Below are 24,520 nucleotides of genomic sequence, written 5' to 3' on the forward strand. Positions count from 1 at the left end.
TTTTCTCCCCCAGTCTCAGAGCTTGATCTCGATGTTAACGTCCGCAGGCAGGTCGAGACGCATAAGCGAATCTACTGCCTTTGGCGTTGGATCGATGATGTCGATAAGCCGCTTGTGTGTGCGCATCTCAAAGTGCTCACGGCTGTCCTTGTACTTGTGAGGCGAACGGATAACGACAAATACGTTCTTCTCCGTTGGCAGCGGCACCGGGCCCACGACCGTCGCACCAGCGCGTGTAACCGTGTCGACAATCTTGCGTGCCGAGCTGTCGATTACCTCGTGGTCGTAGGACTTGAGCCGGATGCGGATCTTCTGTCCCGCCATGGCGTCGTCTGACTCTCTTCTCTTGAACCGCTAGCTGTCCGACCCCCGCACTCGCGCGTGTCGCTTTTAGCGGCACACCGCGGCGCTACACATTTGTGTGCGGGCCGTTTGTACTAGAGAAGGTTCCTCACCGAACAACAAGCCGATGAAGTTCCTTCACAACGTCTGCTTGCCTGTGTTTGCCGAACTAGGTTCGCGGGCGTCGATCTGAAAAATCGCACAGAGAGCTCACACGAAATTGGGCACCTTAGGCGCCTCGGCAAAACACACTGTTCGATATTTTAATGATCGCGCCCTGCAACAAGGCAACTACTTAATAGTGCCACGATGGGCAACAGAAAGCCAACCACTTTAACCAAGATCACACGGGGTTCATGCACGCGATCTGGCACTTGGGGTTACGTCTTTCCAAGTATAGCGGACCCGAGATGCTCTCAAGACCGCAACGGGTTCTTCCGCGCCAAATCACACCTGACCTGTGCTCACTAGACCGCACCACTGCACCGGCTTGCCAGGTCCGGCACTGCAGTACTGGCCTATCTAGCCCTGCAGTTCCAGCACACAACTATGTTGTTCCAGGCCCCGCACTACTCACCGGAACAGCAGAGGGCCACAGCCGAAAACCGGCTGCGACCCTCTATAGCGTGCCGTAGCAGACCGAAGCCCGCTACACGCTTGAATGTGCTCGCCCTAATAGCAGCACGAGCGCCGGACCTGTCGTTAGCTCACCACTGGCCCGCGCCGCGGGTGCTTGCTTCGTACCCGCCGTCGGTGAAGAGAACCTGACCGCAGATGTGGGTGTTCGCCTCGGAAGCCAGGAACATGATTGCCGATGCGCAAGCCTCAGCTGGAGCTGGACCGTTGAGCGGCATTGGAACCTTGGAGAGCATGTTCTCGCGCTGAACTGGGTCAGCAAAGATTGGCTCGGTCATTGGGGTGAGGATGATTGCAGGTGCAATTGCGTTCAGTGGAATGCCTGCTCCAGCCCACTCCTCGCTGATTGCGTGCTCACGCATCCAACGCACAAGGGCGCGCTTCGAGGTTGGGTAGTTTACGTAGCCGGCTGGGTCGGAGTTTGCCTCGGCTACCTTCATTGCGGCTTCTTCGTCACCTGCGAGGCTAAGGTCCAGGATCTCCTGGTTGAACGGCTGGAGGGACGCCATCGAAGCGGTGATGACTGCACGTGGCGAGTCGGAACCAGCAAGGTATGGATGCAGGCCCTCGAGAGTTGCGAGTGCACCGAAGTAGTTCACGGCAAGAGTTACGGATGCGTTGATCGACAGTCCCGCATTGGCAACGATGACATCGATCTTGCCGTCGGTCAGACGACCAACCTCGGCGACCATGTGCTCGCGCCCTTCCTTGGAGGACAGGTCGGCGATGACATCTGCATCGTGCAGGTCAACCGAGATGACCTTGTCGCCGTTCGCGCGAACCATGTCCGCGGTTGCCTTGCCAACGCCGGATGCAGCGCCAGTGATTACGTAAGTACGCATCATTCTTTCCTTTTTCTGTAGTTTTACTTTCCTCACTACAGTTTAGCCCCGCAATATGGGACCGCCTCCCCTACTTTGGACCCACTTATCGACGATCTTGGCGCGGTTCCAGCGCCCCTCGCGTGCGTTTGTGCAGGCAAACTACAAAAGGGCCCCGACTCCTTGCGGAGTCGGGGCCCTTTTGGTCAGCTAAATGCTGGAAGGTGTGTGACTAGATCAGGAAATGATCTTGGTTACACGACCGGAACCAACGGTGCGGCCACCCTCACGGATAGCGAAGCCGAGGCCCTCTTCCATTGCGATTGGCTGGATGAGCTCAACCGACATTTCGGTGTTGTCGCCAGGCATAACCATTTCGGTTCCCTCTGGGAGGGTGATAACGCCGGTGACGTCCGTGGTGCGGAAGTAGAACTGTGGACGGTAGTTCGAGTAGAACGGGTTGTGACGTCCACCCTCGTCCTTAGCCAGGATGTAGACCTGAGCCTCGAACTTGGTGTGAGGGGTGATCGAGCCTGGCTTAACAACAACCTGGCCACGCTCAACGTCTTCACGCTTGGTGCCGCGGAGGAGCAGACCGGTGTTGTCGCCAGCCTGTGCCTGCTGCATCTGCTTGTGGAAGGTCTCGATACCGGTAACGGTGGTCTTCTGCGCTGGGCGGATACCGACGATCTCAACTTCGGAGTTCACGTCGAGAACACCACGGTCGACCTTACCGGTCACAACGGTTCCACGACCGGTGATGGTGAAGACGTCCTCAATTGGCATGAGGAATGGCTTGTCAAGGTCACGAACTGGGTCTGGGATGTTGTTGTCCACAGCGTCCATGAGCTCTGCAACAGAGTCCATCCACTTCTGGTCGCCCTCGAGTGCCTGGTAGCCCGAAACGCGGACAACAGGAGCGTTGTCGCCATCGAAGCCCTGGCTCGAAAGAAGTTCACGAACCTCCATCTCGACGAGCTCGAGGATTTCCTCGTCGTCGACCATGTCGCACTTGTTGAGTGCAACGAGGAGGTAAGGAACACCAACCTGGCGAGCAAGAAGAACGTGCTCGCGGGTCTGTGCCATTGGACCGTCGGTTGCAGCAACGACGAGGATAGCGCCGTCCATCTGTGCAGCACCGGTGATCATGTTCTTGATGTAGTCAGCGTGACCTGGAGCATCAACGTGCGCGTAGTGGCGCTTGTCGGTCTCGTACTCGATGTGCGAGATGTTGATGGTGATTCCGCGCTGCTTCTCTTCTGGCGCCTTGTCAACCTCGTCGTACTTGAACGCGGTGTTAACGTCTGGGTACTTCTCAGCCAGTACCTTAGAGATTGCAGCGGTAAGAGTGGTCTTACCGTGGTCAACGTGACCGATGGTACCGATGTTTACGTGCGGCTTGGTACGCTCGAAAATGGCCTTCGCCACTGGGGTCCTCCTGGGACTTGGGTAGTTTTGCCGATCTTGCATGTGCCTCGCTCGAGTGAACGAGGCACATACGGGGCGGCTGTCGCTACAGGTTGATGTGTTGTTATTTTACAGTACGACCTGTGGGGAACTTACTCGCCCCGGGTCTTCTTGATGATCTCTTCGGCAACTGCGCGAGGTACCTCGGCGTAGCTATCGAACGACATCGAGTACACTGCACGACCCTGGGTCTTCGACCGCAGGTCACCGATGTACCCGAACATCTCTGACAATGGTACCTGTGCGCGGACGACCTTAACACCGGTTGCATCTTCCATGGATTGGATCATTCCACGGCGTGAGTTGATGTCACCGATAACGTCACCCATGTACTCCTCAGGAGTACGCACCTCGACGGCCATGACTGGCTCGAGAAGTACCGGGTCGGCACGCTTGGCACCCTCGCGGAGGACCATCGTACCGGCAATCTTGAACGCCATTTCTGACGAGTCAACGTCGTGGTAGGCGCCGTCAAGGAGACGAGCCTTCACACCGACGAGTGGGAAGCCAGCGAGGATACCCTGCTCCATTGCTGCCTGGATACCGGCGTCAACGGATGGGATGTACTCGCGTGGGATGCGGCCACCGGTGACCTCGTTGGAGAACTCGTAGAGCTCGCCTTCGGAGGTGTCGAGTGGCTCGAAGGTTACCTGCACCTTTGCGAACTGACCGGATCCACCAGTCTGCTTCTTGTGGGTGTAGTCGATCTTCTCTGCCGTGCGACGGATGGTCTCGCGGTAGGCAACCTGTGGCTTACCAACGTTTGCCTCAACCTTGAACTCGCGGCGCATACGGTCAACGAGGATATCGAGGTGAAGTTCACCCATACCACCGATGACGGTCTGGCCGGTCTCTTCGTCGAGCTTCACGCGGAAGGTTGGGTCTTCCTCAGCAAGCTTCTGAATAGCGGTCGAGAGCTTTTCCTGGTCAGCCTTGGTTTTTGGCTCGATGGCCACGTCGATGACTGGCTCAGGGAAGGTCATCGACTCGAGGATTACCTGGTTCTGCGGGTCGCAGAGGGTGTCACCCGTGGTCGTGTCCTTCAGACCGATGAAGGCGTAGATGTGGCCTGCAGTTGCCTCTTCAACAGGGTTTTCCTTGTTGGAGTGCATCTGGAAGAGCTTGCCTACGCGCTCCTTCTTGCCCTTCGTCGCGTTAACAATCTGGGCACCGGAAGCAACCTTGCCCGAGTACACGCGAACGTAGGTGAGCTTACCGAAGAATGGGTGAGCTGCAACCTTGAATGCGAGTGCCGAGAACGGCTCACTCGAGTCTGCGCTACGAGTGATGACCTTCTCTTCGTCGTTGACTGCGCGGCCTTCAACAGCAGGCACGTCGAGTGGCGATGGGAGGTAGTCGATCACGGCGTCGAGCATTGGCTGGACACCCTTGTTCTTGAAGGCGGAGCCACAAAGAACAGGGAATGCCTCACCAGCAATAACGAGCTTACGGATACCGGCCTTGATCTCGGCGATGGAGATTTCCTCGCCGCCAAGGTACTTCTCCATAAGAGCGTCGTCGGTCTCGGCGATGTCCTCGATGAGCTGAGCGCGGTACTCTGCGGTCTTCTCAACAAGGTCAGCTGGGATCTCTTCGACGTCGTAAGCCTCGCCAAGCGCGGTCTCGCCGTGCCAGACATATGCCTTCTCTTCGATGATGTCGACCATACCGATGAAGTCGTTCTCAGCACCGATTGGGAGCTGGATAACGAGTGGCTTCGCCTTGAGGCGGTCCACAATCGTCTTCACGGTGAAGTAGAAGTCAGCACCGAGCTTGTCCATCTTGTTGACAAAGCAAATACGTGGAACGTTGTACTTGTCTGCCTGACGCCAAACGGTCTCGGACTGTGGTTCAACACCTTCCTTACCGTCGAACACAGCTACTGCACCGTCGAGGACGCGGAGCGAACGCTCTACCTCAACGGTGAAGTCGACGTGGCCAGGGGTGTCGATGATGTTGATCTGGTTTTCGTGCCAGTAGCAAGTGGTAGCAGCGGAGGTAATGGTGATACCGCGCTCCTGCTCCTGCTCCATCCAGTCCATCGTCGATGCGCCGTCGTGGGTCTCACCAAGCTTGTAGTTCACACCCGTGTAGAACAGGATGCGCTCAGTCGTGGTGGTCTTTCCAGCATCGATGTGAGCCATGATGCCGATGTTACGGACCTTGTTCAGGTCGGTTTGCACGTCAAGTGCCACGAGTTACCTCTTCAAAGTGGTAGGAACAACGCGAGTTGTTCACTGCCGAGGGAATACTGGGTGCTTCGCTCATGCGAAGCACCCTAAAAGTATTACCAGCGGTAGTGAGCAAATGCCTTGTTCGATTCGGCCATCTTGTGCATGTCCTCGCGGCGCTTGACAGCAGCCCCGAGTCCGTTCGATGCGTCGAGGATCTCGTTCATGAGACGCTCGGTCATCGTCTTCTCACGACGTGCGCGGGAGTAGTCGGTCAGCCAACGCAGTGCGAGGGTGGTCGCACGTGCTGGGCGAACCTCAACTGGCACCTGGTAGGTTGCTCCACCGACGCGGCGTGAACGAACCTCAAGAGCTGGACGAATGTTCTCGAGAGCGCGCTTCAGTGCGATTACTGGGTCAGCGTCGGTCTTCTCGCGAACGCCCTCAAGAGCGCCGTAGACGATTGCTTCTGCAGTCGACTTCTTGCCGTCAAGGAGAACCTTGTTGATAAGCTGCGTCACTACTGGCGAGCCGTAGACTGGGTCTACAACGAGCGGACGCTTAGGAGCTGGGCCTTTACGAGGCATTTCAGTTCTTCTCCTTCTTTGCGCCGTAGCGGGAACGAGCCTGCTTACGGTTCTTAACACCCTGGGTGTCAAGTGCACCGCGGATTACCTTGTAACGAACACCCGGAAGGTCCTTAACACGACCACCACGAACGAGCACGATCGAGTGCTCCTGGAGGTTGTGACCAACACCTGGGATGTAAGCGGTAACTTCAATACCGCTCGACAGCTTCACACGAGCGACCTTACGGAGCGCGGAGTTTGGCTTCTTTGGGGTGGTGGTGTAGACGCGGGTGCACACACCGCGCCGCTGAGGGGAACCCTTAAGCGCAGGAGTCTTCGACTTCCCGGCCTTTGACGTCCGCCCCTTACGGACGAGCTGCTGAATAGTGGGCACTACAACTCCGTGTCATTAAGAGCCCGCTCAAGGTCTTGACTTTCCAACGCGGGCTTCTATGGTCTATTGACAACCCATCGCTTGCAGGCGCACGCGGAAAGACCCACAGCGGAAAGCTGTCAATGATCGCCACGTACCACCGGCTCGATGGCCCTTCATGCCTGTCAGTGGCGAGGAAGGGATGAGTACAAAGAGTGCAGCGGCCCGAAACTCCTTGACGGAGTTCAGTTCGTTGATTCCAGCCTGGCACTGACAGCCAGAGCTCGACTCAGCGAACTGAGTGGCACCGCCAAGAAGTGTGGTAACTAGGCGAAGCCTAGATGTTCAACTATTTGAGCGGCGTTTCGGGCGCACACTGTTGGTACGCACAATCACTAAGTCTACAGAGCGGGAACAACCGCGTCAAAGAAAGTTGGCTCACTTGCGTACGTGACCTTCGTCATTCTTCTCGTTATCCACAGCGCAGTGACCACACCTCTCCCCGGCCCCGTCCGTGACCTGCACGTGTGCTGGATCGCAACCAAGATCGTCGAGAATCAGGGATAAAAAAGCAGGGGCCCCGGCAATAGCCGGGGCCCCCGCTGACTTCAGATCACACGATCAGCGGAAGTCTGGGAACTCGAGGTCATCCAGAGGAATCGAGTCGCCGGAACCAAGACCGATTCCGGAGAAGTCGATCTCGTCGTAGCCAAAGCTTGGGTACAGCTCAGCCTTAGCTTCTTCAGTTGGCTCAACCTCGACGTTGCGGTAGCGAGGAAGACCCGTACCAGCGGGGATGAGCTTACCGAGGATGACGTTCTCCTTGAGGCCAAGGAGTGGGTCGCGACGGCCGGACATTGCTGCCTCGGTCAGGACTCGGGTCGTCTCCTGGAAGGAAGCGGCCGAGAGCCACGACTCGGTAGCAAGCGACGCCTTGGTGATACCCATGAGCTCCGGACGACCGGAAGCTGGAGTACCGCTCTCAGCGAGTGCACCGCGGTTAGCATCCTCGAAGCGCGAACGCTCGGCGAGCTCACCTGGAAGCAGGTCCGTGGTACCCGAGTCAAGCACGGTTACGCGGCGCAGCATCTGGCGCACGATAACCTCGATGTGCTTGTCGTGGATGTCCACACCCTGCGACCGGTACACGTGCTGGACTTCGTCCACCAGGTGCTTCTGGGTAGCGCGTGGGCCAAGAATACGGAGGACCTTCTTGGGGTCAACCGCACCCTGTACCAGCTGAGTACCAACCGCAACCTCGTCGCCGTCAACAACCAGCAGACGTGCTCGCTTGGAAACCTGGTAAACGATTTCCTCGGAGCCGTCGTTTGGCGTCAGCGTGATGCGGCGGCTGCGCTCCGAGTCATCGATCGCAATGCGACCGGTGTACTCGGCAATTGGTGCCTCACCCTTAGGAGTACGGGCCTCGAAGAGTTCCGTAATACGTGGCAGACCCTGCGTGATGTCATCTGCAGATGCAACACCACCGGTGTGGAAGGTACGCATCGTCAGCTGAGTACCAGGCTCACCAATGGACTGTGCGGCGATAATACCGACAGCCTCACCGATGTCAACGAGCTTGCCCGTTGCAAGCGAGCGGCCGTAGCACTTTGCACAGATTCCAACGCGTGACTCACAGGTCAGAGCGGAGCGAACCTTGAGGTTCTCCACACCCGAGGCAATCAGACGGTCGATGAGGATGTCACCAACGTCTTCACCTGCGCGACCAATGATCTCACCGTCGACCTCAACATCCTGAGCGAGCGTACGAGTGTAGATCGACTGCTCGACCTTCTCGTGACGCACGAGGGTGCCATCTCCGATGTCCTCACCAACAGGCAAGGTCAGACCGCGCTCAGTTCCGCAGTCGTCCTCACGGACAATAACGTCCTGCGAAACGTCTACGAGACGGCGGGTCAGGTAACCGGAGTCTGCGGTACGCAGAGCGGTGTCAGCAAGACCCTTACGTGCACCGTGGGTTGCAATGAAGTACTCGAGAACCGAGAGGCCCTCACGGTAGTTCGACTTGATAGGACGAGGAATGATGTCACCCTTAGGGTTTGCCACCAGTCCACGCATACCTGCGATCTGACGAACCTGCATCCAGTTTCCACGTGCACCGGAACCAACCATGCGGAAGACGGTGTTGCGTGCAGGGAAGTTCTCCTGCATAGCCTTAGCAACCTTGTCAGTTGCCTGGGTCCAGATCTCAATGAGCTCCTGACGACGCTCGTCGTCCGTGATCAGACCACGGTCGAACTGCTGCTGAATCTTCAGCGCGCGCTCTTCGTGCTCAGCGAGGATCTGTGCCTTCACAGCTGGGGTCGCAACGTCCGAAATCGCGATGGAAACACCGGAGCGAGTAGCCCACTTGAATCCAGCGCTCTTCAGTGCGTCGAGCGACTCTGCAACGTCAACCTTTGGGTAGGTCTCAGCCAATTCGTTCACGATCTGGCCGAGCTTCTTCTTGTCTACAACACCATTGACGTATGGGAAGTCAACTGGGAGCAGTTCGTTGAAGAGTGCGCGGCCGAGAGTGGTCTCAAACAGGATTGGCTGTCCAACTTCCCAACCCTCAGGAGCCTCGAAGCCAGCCTTTGGTGGCACCAAGTCGTCCATGCGGATCTTGACGACAGCGTTGAGGTCCAGCTGCCCAGCGTCGAAGGCCATGATGGCTTCCGAAACCGAGGAGAACGCGCGGCCCTCACCCAGTGGATTCTCGCGGTCCGAAGTCAGGTGGAACAGACCGATGATCATGTCCTGCGAAGGCATGGTCACTGGACGCCCATCAGAAGGCTTCAGGATGTTGTTGCTCGAAAGCATGAGGATACGAGCCTCTGCCTGCGCCTCAGCGGCAGTGGCAAGTGAACTGCCATCTGGTCACCGTCGAAGTCAGCGTTGAACGCAGCACAAACGAGTGGGTGCAGGTGGATTGCCTTACCCTCAACGAGCTGTGGTTCGAACGCCTGGATACCAAGGCGGTGCAGGGTTGGTGCACGGTTCAGAAGAACTGGGTGCTCCGTGATGACCTCTTCGAGGACATCCCACACGACCGAACGGCCCCGCTCAACCATGCGCTTAGCAGACTTGATGTTCTGAGCGTGGTTGAGGTCAACAAGACGCTTCATAACGAATGGCTTGAAGAGCTCAAGCGCCATCTGCTTAGGCAGACCCGCCTGGTGCAGCTTCAGCTGTGGACCGACAACGATGACCGAACGACCCGAGTAGTCAACACGCTTACCCAGGAGGTTCTGACGGAAACGACCCTGCTTACCCTTGAGCATGTCAGAGATCGACTTCAGTGGACGGTTGCCCGGACCAGTAACTGGACGACCACGGCGACCGTTGTCGAACAGAGAGTCAACAGCTTCCTGGAGCATGCGCTTCTCGTTGTTCACGATGATCTCGGGAGCACCGAGGTCCAGCAGACGCTTCAGACGGTTGTTACGGTTGATCACACGACGGTACAGGTCGTTAAGGTCAGACGTTGCAAAACGTCCACCATCGAGCTGAACCATTGGGCGAAGGTCTGGTGGGATAACTGGCACAGCGTCCAGCACCATCGACTCTGGCTTGTTGTCCGTGGTCAGGAACGCGTTGACGACCTTGAGGCGCTTGAGCGCACGGGTCTTCTTCTGGCCCTTACCAGTACGGATGATCTCGCGGAGGTTCTCGGCTTCTGCTGCAAGGTCGAAGTTCTGCAGACGCTTCTGGATAGCGGCAGCACCCATCGAGCCCTCGAAGAAAGCGCCGTAGCGGTCGGTGAGCTCACGGTAGAGCATTTCATCTCCCTCAAGGTCTGCAACCTTGAGGTTCTTGAACTTCTCCCACACGTTGGTCAGGCGGTCGAGTTCCAGGTCCGTGCGCTTACGGATGTGGCCCATCTCGCGCTCTGCAGAGTCGCGAACCTTGCGCTTGGCGTCGGCGCGGGCGCCCTCAGCTTCAAGCTGCGCGAGATCGTTCTCGAGGCGTACGGAACGCTCGTTGATCTCGTTGTCGCGGCGGTCTTCGATTTCCTTGCGCTCAATGTCGATCTCGTTCTGGAGGTTAGGCAGTTCAGCCTGACGTGCCTCCTCGTCAACGGACGTGATCATGTAAGCAGCAAAGTAGATGACCTTCTCGAGGTCCTTTGGAGCGAGGTCCAAAAGGTAACCAAGGCGGGAAGGAACACCCTTGAAGAACCAAATGTGGGTTACAGGAGCAGCAAGCTCGATGTGCCCCATGCGCTCACGGCGCACCTTCGAGCGGGTGACCTCAACGCCACAACGCTCACAGATGATGCCCTTGAAACGCACACGCTTGTACTTACCGCAGTAGCATTCCCAGTCGCGAGTTGGGCCGAAGATCTTCTCGCAGAAGAGTCCGTCCTTCTCAGGCTTGAGTGTGCGGTAGTTGATGGTCTCAGGCTTCTTTACTTCTCCGTGAGACCAGTTACGAATATCTTCGGCGTTAGCCAGACCGATACGAAGCTCGTCGAATTCTGTGACGTCGAGCAAGGTGTCCTACTTCCTTCGTCTGCCGGACCGTCGGGTATTACGACCGGCGCGGTGGAGGTGTTGCTAAAAAGTTTGAGTGTGGTTGGGGGTCAACCCGAGACCCCCAACCACGGTCAAGACGAAACTTAGATCTCGTCGATGCTTGCTGCTGCGTTCGGACGGCGGGTGAGGTCGATGCCGAGGTCCTCAGCAGCGCGGTACACCTCGTCATCCGATTCACGCATCTCGATGGAGACACCATCGGACGAGAGAACCTCGACGTTAAGGCAGAGGGACTGCATTTCCTTGAGGAGAACCTTGAACGACTCTGGGATACCGGAGTCAGGGATGTTCTCGCCCTTAACAATCGCCTCGTAAACCTTGACACGTCCTGGAACGTCGTCAGACTTGATCGTCAGGAGCTCCTGGAGGGTGTATGCGGCACCGTAAGCCTCGAGTGCCCACACCTCCATCTCTCCGAATCGCTGACCACCGAACTGTGCCTTTCCACCGAGAGGCTGTTGGGTAATCATCGAGTATGGACCAGTCGAACGAGCGTGAATCTTGTCGTCCACCAGGTGGTGAAGCTTCAAGATGTACATGTAACCAACGGAGATTGGGTCTGGGAACGGCTCACCGGAACGGCCGTCGAACAGACGCGCCTTTCCATCTGGGCCAACCATACGGTCGCCGTCACGGTTCGGCAGGGTGGTGGTAAGCAGACCTGCAAGGCCTGCTTCTTCCAGACCGTCGAACACGGGGGTTGCAACTGGGGTTCGTGGCTCGGAGGAGGACGCAATTGCTGGGATGGTCTTCTTCCATTCGAGGTCACCCTCGGTTGCAAGTGACGTGTCCCAACCCTGTGCGGCAATCCAGCCAAGGTGAACCTCTAGGACCTGTCCAACGTTCATTCGTCCAGGAACACCCATTGGGTTCAGGACGATGTCAACGGCGGTACCGTCTTCGAGGAATGGCATGTCCTCCACAGGAAGGATGATCGAGATGACACCCTTGTTTCCGTGGCGGCCTGCGAGCTTGTCACCTGCGGTGATCTTACGACGCTGTGCGATGTAAACACGAACGAGCTCGTTGACACCTGCTGGAAGTTCGTCGCCATCCTCACGCTTGAACGTGCGGATCGCAATGACCGTACCGGACTCACCGTGTGGCACCTTCAGGGAAGTGTCGCGAACCTCGCGTGCCTTCTCACCGAAAATCGCACGGAGCAGACGCTCCTCTGGGGTCAGTTCGGTTTCACCCTTAGGGGTGACCTTTCCAACGAGGATGTCACCCGAGGAAACCTCAGCACCAACGCGGATGATGCCGCGCTCGTCAAGGTCCGCAAGAACATCTTCCGAGACGTTTGGAATGTCGCGGGTGATCTCTTCTGGGCCGAGTTTGGTGTCACGAGCATCGATCTCGTGCTCCTCGATGTGGATCGACGAGAGAACGTCGTCCTGAACGAGACGCTGCGAAAGGATAATCGCGTCCTCGTAGTTGTGGCCTTCCCACGACATGAACGCAACCAAGAGGTTGCGGCCAAGTGCGAGCTCTCCACCATCGGTAGCAGGACCGTCAGCGAGGACGGAGCCAACCTCAACGCGCTCACCCTGGTGGGCGATGACGCGCTGGTTGTAGCTGGTGCCCTGGTTCGAACGACGGAACTTTGCCGCACGGTACGAGGTGGTGGTGCCGTCGTCGTTCGAGACAACGATCAGATCTGCCGAAACCTCGGTGACCACACCAGGCTTTTTGGCAACGATGACGTCTCCGGCGTCGACAGCTGCGCGCCACTCCATGCCGGTACCAACGAAAGGAGCTTCGCTGCGAACCAGTGGAACAGCCTGGCGCTGCATGTTTGCACCCATAAGTGCACGGTTAGCGTCGTCGTGCTCGAGGAATGGAATCAGCGCGGTTGCAACCGAAACCATCTGTCGTGGCGACACGTCCATGTAGTCAACGTCCACACCTGGAACGTCGTCCGTCTCGCCACCCTTGGTGCGAACCAAAACGCGGTCGAGCTGGAACGAGCCGTCCTCGGAGAGCGGAGTGTTTGCCTGTGCGATAACGAAGTTGTCCTCGTCATCAGCGGTCAGGAAGACGAGTTCTTCGGTGACCTTGCCGTCAACGACCTTGCGGTATGGCGTCTCAATGAAACCGAATGGGTTGATGCGACCGAAGGACGCAAGCGAACCAATAAGACCAATGTTTGGTCCTTCAGGGGTCTCAATTGGGCACATACGGCCATAGTGCGACGGGTGAACGTCTCGAACTTCCATGCCTGCGCGGTCACGGGAAAGACCACCTGGGCCAAGTGCCGAGAGACGGCGCTTGTGGGTAAGGCCAGCAAGTGGGTTGTTCTGGTCCATGAACTGCGACAGCTGGGAGGTTCCGAAGAACTCCTTGATCGAAGCCACGACTGGGCGGATGTTGATCAGGGTCTGAGGAGCAATTGCCTCAACTTCCTGAGTCGTCATACGCTCGCGAACAACACGCTCCATACGGGAAAGTCCAGTACGGATCTGGTTCTGGATAAGCTCACCAACGGCGCGGATACGACGGTTACCAAAGTGGTCGATGTCGTCAGTCTCAACGCGGATCTGAACTGGCTCGTCGTTGCGAACACCATCAAGGGTCGCTACGTCAGCGTGCAGCGCGGCAAGGTACTTGATCGTTGCAACGATGTCTTCAACAGTCAGGACCGACGCGTCGATCGGCGAGTCAACGCCAATCTTCTTGTTGATCTTGTAGCGACCAACCTTTGCCAGGTCGTAGCGCTTGGACTTGAAGTAGAAGTTCTCGAGCAGGTTGCGACCAGCCTCAACCGTGGGTGGCTCGCCCGGACGGATCTTGCGGTAGAGGTCAACAAGCGCCTCTTCCTGCGTCTGGACCGAGTCCTTCTCGAGGGTGTCGAGAACGGCTGGGAACTGTGCGAATTCCTCGCGAATCTGGGACTCGGTCATACCGAGTGCCTTGAGGAATACCGTGACAGACTGCTTACGCTTACGGTCAACACGAACACCAACGGCGTCACGCTTGTCGATTTCGAACTCGAGCCAAGCACCACGCGATGGGATGATCTTCGCGGAGAAGATGTCCTTGTCGCTGGTCTTGTCTGCAAGACGCTCGAAGTAGACACCAGGGGAACGCACGAGCTGCGAAACAACAACACGCTCGGTTCCGTTGATGATGAAGGTACCGCGCTCCGTCATGAGTGGGAAGTCACCCATGAAAACAGTCTGGCTCTTGATTTCACCGGTTGAGTCGTTGTAGAACTCAGCGGTTACGAAGAGTGGTGCGGAATAGGTGAAGTCCTTTTCCTTGCACTCATCTGCGGTGTACTTTGGTGGCTCGAAACGGTGGTTCGAGAACGAAAGCGACATGGTCTCGCCGAAGTCTTCGATCGGAGAGATCTCCGCGAAAATTTCCTCGAGTCCCGATGTGTCAGGAACGTCCTTGCGTCCAGTAGCCTTGTCGGCATCGACGCGGGCGCGCCAACGTTCATTTCCCATGAGCCAATCGAAGCTCTCAGTTTGCAGACCAAGGAGGTCTGGAACTTCAAGCGGCTCGTAGATCTTTGCAAAAGATACGCGTCGTGACGCCGTGCGGCGAGCGATAGCGTCTGCGGACGGAGCAGAAGGGGTGCGCGAGGCAGCCAAGAGGGGTCCTTCCCTGCGGTTCGTGTGCACACTTATACACTTGTGTATGCGCTTACTCGTACTGGTGCTGTTCGCACGAGCAAAGCCCAACCCTTGAGACGCCAGACGTGCTAGAGTCTTGCCGAACGCCCCCATAAAACACCGCGGAAACCGCGAGATTATGCGAACCTTCTAGGGTTACCTTTGGGCCCTTGAACGTCAATGGTGACCGCTCACGGGCATACGTTAGCGCAAAGCGATAGCCTACATGACCGACCCAAACAAATGCAAGTCGGTCAAGATTTTCGTACCTCCCCAAGCTCGAGCAAGCTGCGTTTTGCAGCCCACTCCTCGGGAAGATCCGTATTAATAAACTCGCGCCTCTGTTCTCAACTCTTGCTGCATGCGGATCCTGAAACACTAGTCCAGGCCGAAAGATGGCGTTAAGAGAGCGGAACTGAAGAACAGCGAATCAATGCCTTAGTCGGTTCCTAACGACGTAGACAAACCGGCCCGTATCCAAATCGGATACGGGCCGGTTTGTTGAGTCTAGGAACCAGCAGTCAAACGACCGCTACCCCAAGTGAAGTTGCCCGAAGGCAGGAATCACTTAACGGTAACGGTTGCGCCAGCAGCCTCGAGAGCAGCCTTTGCAGCCTCAGCCTTGTCCTTGTCAACCGAGGTCTCGAAGACAGCCTTTGGAGCTGCGTCAACGAGGTCCTTAGCTTCCTTGAGGCCGAGGGAGGTGAGGGCGCGGATTTCCTTGATGACCTGGATCTTCTTGTCACCAGCGGACTCGAGGATAACCTCGAAGTCGGTCTTCTCTTCAGCAGCTTCTGCTGCTGCGCCTGGAGCTGCTGCAACTGCAACTGCTGCTGGAGCAGCTGCGGTTACGTCGAAGGTCTCTTCGAATGCGGAAACGAACTCGGAGAGCTCGATGAGGGTGAGTTCCTTGAATGCTGCGATGAGCTCTTCGGTGGTGAGCTTAGCCATGATGGCCTTCCTTCCGATTAATCCTGCGTGAAGCAGTAGGGGTTAACGAGAGAATGAAACTTGAATCTCCGGGTGGAGAATCAGGCTGCAGCCTCTGCCGATGCCTGCTTCTCGCGCAGGGCGTCGATGGTGCGAACGGTCTTCGATGGTGCCGCCACGAAGAGGTAAGCTGCCTTCGCGATGGTGGCCTTAACGGCACCAGCGGTCTTTGCAAGCAGTACTTCGCGGGACTCGAGGTCCGCAAGCTTATTGATGTCCGCAGCTGAGAGCGCCTTACCGTCGAGTACACCCGACTTGATGATCAGCTGTGGGTTAGCCTTGGCAAAGTCACGAAGACCCTTAGCAGCATCTACTGGGTCACCAGTGATGAATGCAATTGCCGATGGGCCCTTGAGGTCGGCGTCGAGTCCTTCGATGCCAGCTTCCTTGGCCGCAATGGCGGTCAGCGTGTTCTTTACCACGGCGTAGGATGCGTTTCCGCTAAGCGACCGGCGCAGCGTCTTAAGCTGTGCAACGGTGAGCCCGCGGTACTCGGTCAACACTGCAGCGTTGGATTCGCGGAAAAGTCCTGCGAGTTCCTCTACTGCGGCTGCCTTGTCCGGCCTCGCCATGGCAATCCTTCCGATTGAATGCCGCTGGTATTCGCTGGGGGATCCAGCTCCCGTCCCGCTCTGACTGCCACCTAGGTAACAAAAAAGCCTCGTGCACAGGCACGAGGCTTACACATACAAAAGCATGTCTAAATTCGTTACCTGCGTGGGCTCCAGAACTGGACTTCGGTCTGCCGTGTTCATCCGATTGGACGCACACACCAAACAACCTACGGTCTTGGGTACAGGTCAACTATACATACCGCCGTGGGTGCAGACAACGCGCTCCGGCGCGTTCTGCGTCACACTCCGGCTATCCACATGCCCTTATCCAGGGCAGGTGCACACCCCCATTGACTTACGACGATCTTGCTCCCCCACCAGCACCACCCCACAACCGCCACTGCTTACGTAACGCCGTGCGCTCCGTCTCTCGAAAAGTCCGGATCTCGCACAATCCGTTCCCGAGAGTTCTCGGGATGCCCCACGAGTGCCGGTTTTTGGTGTCGAGTGCCGGATCCGCGTCCCGGCACTCGACACCAAAAACCGGCACTCGCGAGGAGGTTGGTAGGGAGTAGTCCGCGGAGGCGTAGGTTGGGACGCTCAACTGAGAGACAGGAAGGACCGCTCTCGGTGTGCGACGACCGCGCGCATGGGCTGGAATGCAACCAAAATCGTCGACAATAAGAGGCCTGTACAGGGGCCTAACCGTAGCGGCCGCACAAACGACTGTGGGCCGTACTGCATAAGCAGTACGGCCCACAGAAAGGCGACAACGATCAAGCCCGAAGGCTCAGAATCAGTTAGCGTCTTCCTCGGTCAGCTTCGAAACCTTGGTCTGGTCCACTGGAATACCAGGGCCCTGAGTGGTCGAAACAGTTGCCTTGAGGAGGTAACGGCCCTTCGAGGACGAAGGCTTCAGACGAAGGATTTCCTCGATCGCTGCAGCGTAGTTCTCAACGAGCTGGGTCTCCGAGAAGGAGGCCTTACCGATGATGAAGTTAAGGTTTGCGTGCTTGTCAACGCGGAACTCGATCTTTCCGCCCTTGATCTCGTTAACAGCCTTAGCAACATCCATGGTTACCGTACCGGTCTTAGGGTTTGGCATGAGGCCGCGAGGACCAAGCACACGACCCAGACGACCGACCTTACCCATGAGGTCAGGGGTAGCAACTGCTGCGTCAAAGTCGGTGAAACCGTTTGCAACCTGCTCGATGAGCTCGTCGCCACCAACAATGTCTGCACCAGCAGCACGTGCCTGCTCTGCACGCTCACCGTTTGCGAAGACCAGGACCCGGGCGGTCTTACCGGTGCCGTGAGGCAGGATTACAGTGCCACGAACCATCTGGTCCGCCTTGCGAGGGTCCACGCCAAGACGGAAAGCAACCTCAACGGTCGAGTCGTACTTGGTGGACGCGGTCTCCTTAGCTAGGCGAAGAGCCTCGCGTGGGGAGTAAATGCGCGAGCTGTCGATCTTCTCAACAGCGGCGCGGTAAGCCTTGCTGCGCGTAGTCATCTGCTGTTCTCCTTAAGCAGTCGTGGTCAAAGGATCCGCGCGGATCCTGCCACTTTCTAGGGCTGGGCCCTAGATATGAATGAGTCAAGTTGTCCGACTGGATCGGACGTGGGCTCAGTACCAGCGAGGGAAAAGCCCGGGTTCCCAAAACCAAGTTCCCTTGGATGCGGAACCTTTCGCTCAGTCCCTATGCTTTTTGCTCGGGCTGAGCTCCAAAAACGCTCCGGCAGGTCTCGCTTACGCGAGCCACCCGAACGCTTCGCTCAGTCCCTATGCTTTTTGCTCGGGCTGAGCTCCAAAAACGCTCCGGCAGGTCTCGCTTCGCTCGCCCTACCTATGCGTTTCTTACGCTCAGTCCTCGACGGTAACGCCCATCGAGCGTGCCGTACCCGCAATAATCAGCGCAGCAGCCTCGATGTCGTTCGCGTTCAGGTCTTCCATCTTGGTCGTAGCGATCTCGCGGACCTGAGCCTGCGAGAGCTTTGCAACCTTAACGGTGTGAGGGGTTCCGGAACCCTTCTCGATGCCGGCAGCCTTCTTGATCAGCTGTGCAGCAGGAGGGGTCTTGGTGATGAAGGTGAACGAACGGTCTTCGTACACCGTGATCTCAACTGGAACAACATTGCCACGCTGCGACTCGGTAGCCGCGTTGTAAGCCTTGCAGAATTCCATGATGTTGACGCCGTGCTGACCGAGAGCAGGGCCGATTGGTGGAGCTGGGGTAGCTGCACCGGCGTTGATCTGGAGCTTAATAAGCCCAGCAACCTTTTTCTTTGGAGGCATTTCGGGTCCTTCTTAATGTGACTAGAAAATGTGCTGCCCAGATAGGGCAACAGACTTCTCGGATTCATCATCCGTTACACGCGAAAACTCGTACCGGTCTCCCGGCACGAGTAAAGGCGCTTGTAGAACGTCAGATCTTGGCGACCTGATTGAATCCAAGTTCGACCGGAGTCTCCCGGCCAAAGATCGAAACCAACACCTTGAGCTTTTGAGCCTCGACGTTGATCTCGGAAATCGTTGCAGGCAGGGTGTCGAACGGTCCATCCGTAACGGTGACCGACTCGCCAACCTCGAAGTCGATCTGCACAACCGGTGCGGACTTCGACTTCTTGGATGCCTTGGTCTGTTCAGGCTGCTCAATCATCGGTGCGAGCATCGAGAAGATCTCGTCGTTGGTGAGCGGAACAGGCTGGTGGGTGTTACCAACAAATCCGGTGACGCCAGGCGTGTGGCGCACAACACCCCAGGACTCATCAGTCAAGTACATGCGGACAAGAACGTAACCAGGGATACGCACGCGACGCACGATCTTCTTCTGGGCATTCTTGATCTCGGCGACCTCTTCCATCGGAACCTCGATCTGGAAGATGTAGTCCTCCATGTTGAGCGAGGTGATGCGGGTCTCCAGGTTGGTCTTCACGCGGTTCTCGTAGCCGGCGTACGAGTGAATGACGTACCAGTCACCCTCGAGCGTACGAAGTTCACGACGGAAGGCCTCTAGTGGGTCCTCCTCGTCTCCTTCGTCCGTCTCGTCGGACTCAGCGGCTTCGTTGCCCTCGAACTCGTCTTCGTCGGCTTCGACGTCTTCGGAATCTACGGACACAACAACGTCAGCTTCGGTCTCTTCGACCTCAGCTTCGACCTCGATGAATGGAGTGTCAACGTTGTCTTCTGTCGGTTCGTACGACTCCTGAGACACGTGTCAACCTGCTTTCTAAGTTCACTGACCGGGCTCAAGCCCGACTTCACGTGGGTTGCAGAAAACCTGCAACAGCCTATTCTTCCATTAATTGCACGTCTGAGGGAGTTGTTTGCCTCAAATGTGACGAGAACCAAACGCCAGCGCGTTCAGTCCTCGTATGATGCACCGGCAAGACCGGTGGTAGACCTGCTCGACTGTGTCAGCCGAACAGCAGGCCCGTTCCCCTGCTCACGATAGCGTCAACGACGAGAACAAAGGCCATGACAACGATCACGAATACGATGACAACAGTCACGTAGTTGATGAAGGCGCTACGAGTTGGCGTAACAACCTTCTTCAGTTCAGCAATGACCTGACGCACAAACAGGGCGATACGAGCGAAGATGTTGCCCTTCTTTGGGGCACCGTTCGACGCAGCCGACTTACCAGACGGTGCACCGGAGAGGTCACCGTTCACTGCACCGGAAGCTGATTCACTCACTGTGATTCCCTACGTTTGGAGTGCTGAAGTCACTACTGATGATTGTTACTTGCAGGGCAGACAGGGCTCGAACCTGCAACCTGCGGTTTTGGAGACCGCTGCGCTACCAATTGCGCCACTGCCCTTTAACTGTACCCGGTTAGTGTACTCAACCTAAGTGGAATGCCCAAATGGCTTCGTGCTGCAAGGCCACGCGATACACGGTCACTCGTGAACCGGCCACAAATAAAAATCGGCTCAGCCAAAATGACTGAGCCGATACCTGCAGGGCAGACAGGACTCGAACCTGCAACCTGCGGTTTTGGAGACCGCTGCGCTACCAATTGCGCCACTACCCTATGGACCTTGAAGGCACACCTAAGCAAGTGTTCCCCCTCTTGGAAGGTCCTGTGTAATCCTACGCGAAAGTTGCCACAAAGTGTTAACTGGCCGGTGGGCAGGCACCTGAACCCGCTCCAGGACTGGCTTCAGGACTAGAAGAATGGCTCAAGCCCAGCACGCGCACGTAGTAGCTGTCCTCCACCGGCCACAGCTGATAGCAAAACTCGCGCAGTTACGAGAGGCGCGCCACGCCGCCTTCAACAGGAAATTGCGCGTCATTGGGGTGGCTAAACCACCCTTGAAAATGCACTGACCTCCTGCGAGACCGGCTACGGGCCGGCCTCGCAGGAGGTCAGTTGATCAACGCACCGGTCGGTCGCGCCGCGTAGGCGGGGCGGGCCAGGTAGTCTCGGGTTTCCTCGCTGCTACGCGTTCACCGGGTGATCTAGAGTGATGGCTTCACCGATGGAGCGAGCCCATTCCCGGACAACGTTCATGTCGCGCGAGTCCCCATACTTGCCTCGAGCCGCCATGATGGCAGCCCGCTCTGCAAGGCTGAGCTGGAGAACGTCGAGCTTGCCGGGGAAGTGCCGGTGGCCAATTGCCCCCGTGTTCTTCATCCGTGTGAGTAGTGCGGGCGCGTTGTTTGCGTCTTTGCTTGGTGCGTCCGCCAAACCTGACGAGAAGAGCCACACTTTGCGGTTCAGCAACTGTGCTGCCCGCGTGTCCACGAGTTCTCGGGCGTCCGCGAGCCACTGGCCCACGTAGATTGCCGAGCCAAGTACGACGGCGTCATATTCTTCTACTGAGATGACATCGCGCGCGTCTTTGACGTCGGTCGCAATGCCCATTTCGCAGAGCTGCTCACCGATAACTTGAGCGATCTCGCGTGTTGATCCATGTCTGGATGCTGCTGCTACTAGGACTCGCATCTGCCCCTCCTGGTGTCTTTGAGTCGTGATATCTAGTCTTTCGCGGCCAGCAGCGAATTCCTTGGGCCGGAGGTCCCTTGGTCGCAGAAACATCCGTGAACGCCGTCACCTTTAGTTACGCGGCGTCACATAGGGCTCCCGTCTCGGCTCCGCGAGCCTGTGTGGCTCCGCCCTCCCGATCATGTAAAACTGCAAGCATGCGCGATCTGGCTGCTCTCCCGAAGGCCCACCTCCACCTCCACTTCACTGGTTCCATGAAGCCCGAGTCGGTTGCTGAGTTGGCCGACCAGTACAACGTGCGCCTGCCCGGTGCGGTCCTTGAAACTGAAGACGCCGTCATGCTGCCGCCCACGAGCCGCGGGTGGTTCCGGTTCCAGCGCCTGTATGACGCCGCCCGTGCGTGTGTCCGCGGCGAGGCCGATATGCGCAGGGTGGTGGACGAGGCTGCAGCCGGAGATGCCGCCGTTGGCGGCGGTCGCATGGAGATTCAGGTCGACCCGACCTCATATGCCCCGTTTGTTGGCGGGATTACTCCCGCCTTGGAGATTATTCTCGACGAGGCCAAGAGTGCCAGCGCACGTCACGGAATCTCCGTGGGCGTCATTGTTGCGGCTTCCCGCATGCGCCATCCGCTCGAGGCGCGGGTGCTCGCTCGTCTGGCCGCCAAATACGCCGGGGACGCGGACGGTGAAGTCGTGGGTTTCGGTCTTTCGAACGATGAACGTCAGGGACGCACGTCAGAGTTCGCTCCAGCCTTTGCTATCGCGCAACGTGCTGGGCTCATTTCCGTACCGCACGGAGGCGAGCTCCTGGGCGCGGACCACGTCGAGGTGGTTTTGGACAACCTCGCGCCACAGCGACTTGGGCACGGCGTGCGGGCGCTCGAGGACCCACGGCTCGTGGACCGGCTCCTCGAGGCGGACGTCGCACTCGAGGTGAACCCAGCATCAAACGTCAGCCTTGGCGTGTTCGAAGACATCACCAAGGTCCCGCTCGCGGAGCTCTACGACACCGGGCTCAAGATCGCGCTCGGCTCCGACGACCCCCTGCTCTTCAAGTCACGGCTCAATGAGCAGTACGAAATCGCACGAAACGTGCACGGCTTCTCCGACGACCAGCTCGCGCGTCTCGCCCTCGACTCGATTGCCGCGAGCACCGCTCGCGAGGAAACCAAAAAGACCATGCGTTCCGGCGTGGCCGCATGGCTTTCCGACGATAATGCAGGAAACCCTGACGGCAAGTGACCACCCTCCCGCAGAAAGATGCCCTACGGGCAGTGCGGGGATCGTCGAAAATCAGGTGTGAAAACGCAGGCGAGTGGTCAGAGGCCTAAGCCGCTGACCACCCGCCTGATGTGTGCGCGAACTAGTTCTTCAGCGCGAGGTCCGCGAGCGCCAGAGCGCCCTCCTTGGACTCTGCGGCACAGATGAAGGCCGCCTTGTGGCAGAACACGGAGTCGGCGACTCCCGTGACCTCAGCGAGGTCCTTGCCCTGCAGTCCGCGCCAGGCGTCCGGTAGGTCCTTGCGGTTACCAAACTGGGACTTCTCGGGGCGAACGGTCTGGACGGTCCAGTTGCCGGTGGCGCCGGGGTAGATCGTGTAGAGCAACTCGGGCTGCTTGGACGCGATCGAACCGTGCGGAATGTAGCGATCGAGGACCACGATGCGCTTGTCCTCGCTTGCCGCGTACTGCGCAAGGAAGTACTCCTCCGAAGCAATCACGTCGAGGTACTTTGCGCGCAGGCGCAGTAGAACGGACGTGGCAAGAGAGACAGCCACCATGAACTGCGAGTCGAAGTCCTCGTCGGCGCCAATGGGGTTGAACAGGCCCAAGTATTCGGACAGGTCGAACGGGCGGGTACCAAAGTCCGACACCTCGTACAGGTCCTGGCCATTGTCCACGGCATCGATCGCAGTCACGAGCCGGGAGTCGATCTTGAGCCATACGTCGTCGTTGCCGCAGAACTCCTTGCCGTAGTGCTGCCAGAGCAAACCGAACGCGGAGTACAGGATTCCCGAGTCGCGGGCGCCCGACGACACCTGGTGGTGATCGAAGCGCCGCGCCTCGACGTCATACACTCCACCTACGTCCAGGACGATATCCGCCTGGTCAAGAACCTTGGGGTCACGGGAACGCACTACCTGCGCGTCCGGGTACAGTTGCTTCAACAGCGCAACGCCGAAGACGTCGTCTGCATGGAATTTGCCGTTATGGGTCGCAATGATCACGACCTCACTCTACGGCGTTGCCGGGGCTTCACGCCAAAGCCCCTGACTACGTGCCCGTCGATCCTAGCTAGAGGAAGCAACATGCCGTCCAAAACAACCAAGCCCTCACCAATCCACGAACGCGAGCTAACTTCTCCCACGACCCTTTCGGGCGTCCGTAACGGCAAGCCAACCCTGGCGATGAACCCGGACGCGCACGGCTGGTCACGGACTCCCGTACTAGACACCGCCCTCTATAACGGGCCCGGCGCCTGGGGCAGGAACAAGCGCTGGGAATACTGGGGAATCATGACCCCCACCCACATCATCGGGATCACAATCTCAACGCTCGACTACGCGGGAGTGTGCCAGTTCTACTTGGTGGACCGCGAGACTTACGCCTCCATGGACTTTGAAGCTACTGCCCCGTTCGCGCGCGGCGTGGATCTGCCTTCGACCTACGCGCAGGGCGATGCGTCCTTCACCTCCAAGCGGCTGACACAAAAGATCGTGCACTCGCAGGATGCTACCCACCGCACTACCCGCATTACAGCAAATGGTGTGAACCGGCCTCGATTCGAAGACGTTGGGCACAACCAGGTTGTGTCCGTCACCGACCGCGCAATGCTTGACGTGACGATCGAGAGACCGCTCGAGTCCGAGGCGCTCCACGTGGTGGTGCCGTGGTCGGCCAACCGGTTCCAGTACACGATCAAGGAGCCAGCACTACGCGCGCACGGGCGCCTTGTCACAAACAAGGGTACCTACTACTTTGGCGACGACGACGACAAGTCCTTCGCCGTACTCGACCACGGCCGCGGACGCTGGCCTTATTCCATGGTGTGGAACTGGGCAGCGGGTTCCGGTGTAGTTGACGGCAAACTCATCGGTCTGCAACTCGGCGACAAGTGGACCGACGGAACAGGCTCCACCGAGAACGCAATCATCATCGACGGCAAGCTCACCAAGATCTCCGAGGAACTGGCCTGGGAGTACGACCGCAAGAACTGGCTCAACCCTTGGCGAGTCAAGGGCTCGTGCATCGACGCAACCTTCACTCCGGTCTATGAACGTATCGCAGAGACTTCACTGCTCGTGCTCAGCGGAGAGACCCACCAGTGCTTTGGTACGTGGTCAGGCGTGTATCGCCACCCGGACGGAACCACGTTCTCGCTCGACGGGCTCGAGGGTTGGGCTGAGGAAGCACGAAACCGCTGGTAGCCAAAACTCCCTACCCGCGATCGCTAGCGACTCGCTGCACAGAGGAGCGGATGGGCTCCGT

Annotated in this window: 17 protein-coding genes, 2 tRNA genes and 1 pseudogene; 2 read left to right on the forward strand and 18 right to left on the reverse strand. The window is 57.9% G+C overall.

All coding sequences use genetic code 11. The features are described 5' to 3' along the window. Positions 1 to 15: 15 nt before the first annotated feature. The 17 genes and pseudogenes from rpsJ to HGSM_RS00530 form a co-directional block, all read right to left on the reverse strand. Positions 16 to 324 carry a 30S ribosomal protein S10 gene (rpsJ, locus tag HGSM_RS00450; protein ID WP_019146773.1) on the reverse strand — a complete coding sequence of 103 codons (309 nt, stop codon included), beginning with the start codon at positions 322 to 324 and terminating at the stop codon, positions 16 to 18. Positions 325 to 1,049: 725 nt separating this feature from the next. Next, a complete protein-coding gene (locus HGSM_RS00455; protein WP_019146774.1) occupies positions 1,050 to 1,820 on the reverse strand; it encodes an SDR family oxidoreductase in 771 nt (256 codons plus the stop codon). A 216-nt stretch (positions 1,821 to 2,036) separates the two neighbouring features. Further along, complete coding sequence (gene tuf / locus HGSM_RS00460) at positions 2,037 to 3,227, reverse strand: elongation factor Tu (RefSeq protein ID WP_019146775.1); 1,191 nt, start codon at positions 3,225 to 3,227, stop codon at positions 2,037 to 2,039. Positions 3,228 to 3,358: 131 nt separating this feature from the next. After that, a complete protein-coding gene (gene fusA, locus HGSM_RS00465) occupies positions 3,359 to 5,461 on the reverse strand; it encodes an elongation factor G (protein WP_019146776.1) in 2,103 nt (700 codons plus the stop codon). Between the two features lie 92 nt (positions 5,462 to 5,553). Continuing rightward, positions 5,554 to 6,024: a 30S ribosomal protein S7 gene (gene rpsG / locus HGSM_RS00470; RefSeq protein WP_019146777.1), complete on the reverse strand. Its 471-nt coding sequence runs from the start codon at positions 6,022 to 6,024 to the stop codon at positions 5,554 to 5,556. Position 6,025: 1 nt separating this feature from the next. Further along, positions 6,026 to 6,400: a 30S ribosomal protein S12 gene (gene rpsL, locus HGSM_RS00475; protein ID WP_019146778.1), complete on the reverse strand. Its 375-nt coding sequence runs from the start codon at positions 6,398 to 6,400 to the stop codon at positions 6,026 to 6,028. 600 nt (positions 6,401 to 7,000) lie between these two features. Further along, positions 7,001 to 10,875: pseudogene (locus HGSM_RS14975) on the reverse strand (DNA-directed RNA polymerase subunit beta'). A 125-nt stretch (positions 10,876 to 11,000) separates the two neighbouring features. After that, positions 11,001 to 14,513, reverse strand: coding sequence for a DNA-directed RNA polymerase subunit beta (rpoB, locus tag HGSM_RS00485; RefSeq protein WP_019146780.1), 3,513 nt, complete (start codon positions 14,511 to 14,513; stop codon positions 11,001 to 11,003). A gap of 585 nt (positions 14,514 to 15,098) precedes the next feature. Then, entirely contained in the window at positions 15,099 to 15,485 is a 387-nt protein-coding gene (gene rplL, locus HGSM_RS00490; RefSeq protein ID WP_019146781.1) for a 50S ribosomal protein L7/L12, read from the reverse strand. Between the two features lie 80 nt (positions 15,486 to 15,565). Continuing rightward, positions 15,566 to 16,096: a 50S ribosomal protein L10 gene (gene rplJ / locus HGSM_RS00495; protein WP_019146782.1), complete on the reverse strand. Its 531-nt coding sequence runs from the start codon at positions 16,094 to 16,096 to the stop codon at positions 15,566 to 15,568. Between the two features lie 778 nt (positions 16,097 to 16,874). Beyond that, complete coding sequence (gene rplA, locus HGSM_RS00500; protein WP_019146783.1) at positions 16,875 to 17,591, reverse strand: 50S ribosomal protein L1; 717 nt, start codon at positions 17,589 to 17,591, stop codon at positions 16,875 to 16,877. 351 nt (positions 17,592 to 17,942) lie between these two features. Next, positions 17,943 to 18,374, reverse strand: a complete 432-nt coding sequence (gene rplK, locus HGSM_RS00505) for a 50S ribosomal protein L11 (protein WP_019146784.1) — start codon at positions 18,372 to 18,374, stop codon at positions 17,943 to 17,945. A gap of 130 nt (positions 18,375 to 18,504) precedes the next feature. Then, complete coding sequence (gene nusG / locus HGSM_RS00510; RefSeq protein ID WP_019146785.1) at positions 18,505 to 19,293, reverse strand: transcription termination/antitermination protein NusG; 789 nt, start codon at positions 19,291 to 19,293, stop codon at positions 18,505 to 18,507. A 202-nt stretch (positions 19,294 to 19,495) separates the two neighbouring features. Further along, positions 19,496 to 19,777: a preprotein translocase subunit SecE gene (gene secE, locus HGSM_RS00515; protein ID WP_019146786.1), complete on the reverse strand. Its 282-nt coding sequence runs from the start codon at positions 19,775 to 19,777 to the stop codon at positions 19,496 to 19,498. A 52-nt stretch (positions 19,778 to 19,829) separates the two neighbouring features. Then, positions 19,830 to 19,902 (reverse strand) — tRNA-Trp (locus tag HGSM_RS00520). 140 nt (positions 19,903 to 20,042) lie between these two features. Beyond that, positions 20,043 to 20,115 (reverse strand) — tRNA-Trp (locus tag HGSM_RS00525). 408 nt (positions 20,116 to 20,523) lie between these two features. Further along, a complete protein-coding gene (locus tag HGSM_RS00530) occupies positions 20,524 to 21,030 on the reverse strand; it encodes a flavodoxin domain-containing protein (protein WP_019146787.1) in 507 nt (168 codons plus the stop codon). A gap of 197 nt (positions 21,031 to 21,227) precedes the next feature. On the opposite strand from HGSM_RS00530, the gene HGSM_RS00535 reads away from it, so the two are divergent. Next, the gene (locus tag HGSM_RS00535; RefSeq protein WP_019146788.1) at positions 21,228 to 22,274 is read left to right on the forward strand and encodes an adenosine deaminase; all 1,047 of its coding nucleotides are present in this window, start codon (positions 21,228 to 21,230) and stop codon (positions 22,272 to 22,274) included. Positions 22,275 to 22,395: 121 nt separating this feature from the next. Here HGSM_RS00535 and HGSM_RS00540 read toward each other — a convergent pair whose 3' ends face one another. Continuing rightward, positions 22,396 to 23,259 carry an MYG1 family protein gene (locus HGSM_RS00540; RefSeq protein WP_019146789.1) on the reverse strand — a complete coding sequence of 288 codons (864 nt, stop codon included), beginning with the start codon at positions 23,257 to 23,259 and terminating at the stop codon, positions 22,396 to 22,398. An 81-nt stretch (positions 23,260 to 23,340) separates the two neighbouring features. On the opposite strand from HGSM_RS00540, the gene HGSM_RS00545 reads away from it, so the two are divergent. Beyond that, positions 23,341 to 24,459, forward strand: a complete 1,119-nt coding sequence (locus HGSM_RS00545) for a DUF2804 domain-containing protein (RefSeq protein ID WP_019146790.1) — start codon at positions 23,341 to 23,343, stop codon at positions 24,457 to 24,459. Positions 24,460 to 24,520 lie beyond the last annotated feature (61 nt).

It is taken from the genome of Timonella senegalensis JC301, assembly GCF_000312125.1.
Taxonomy (GTDB): Bacteria; Actinomycetota; Actinomycetes; order Actinomycetales; family Cellulomonadaceae; genus Timonella; species Timonella senegalensis.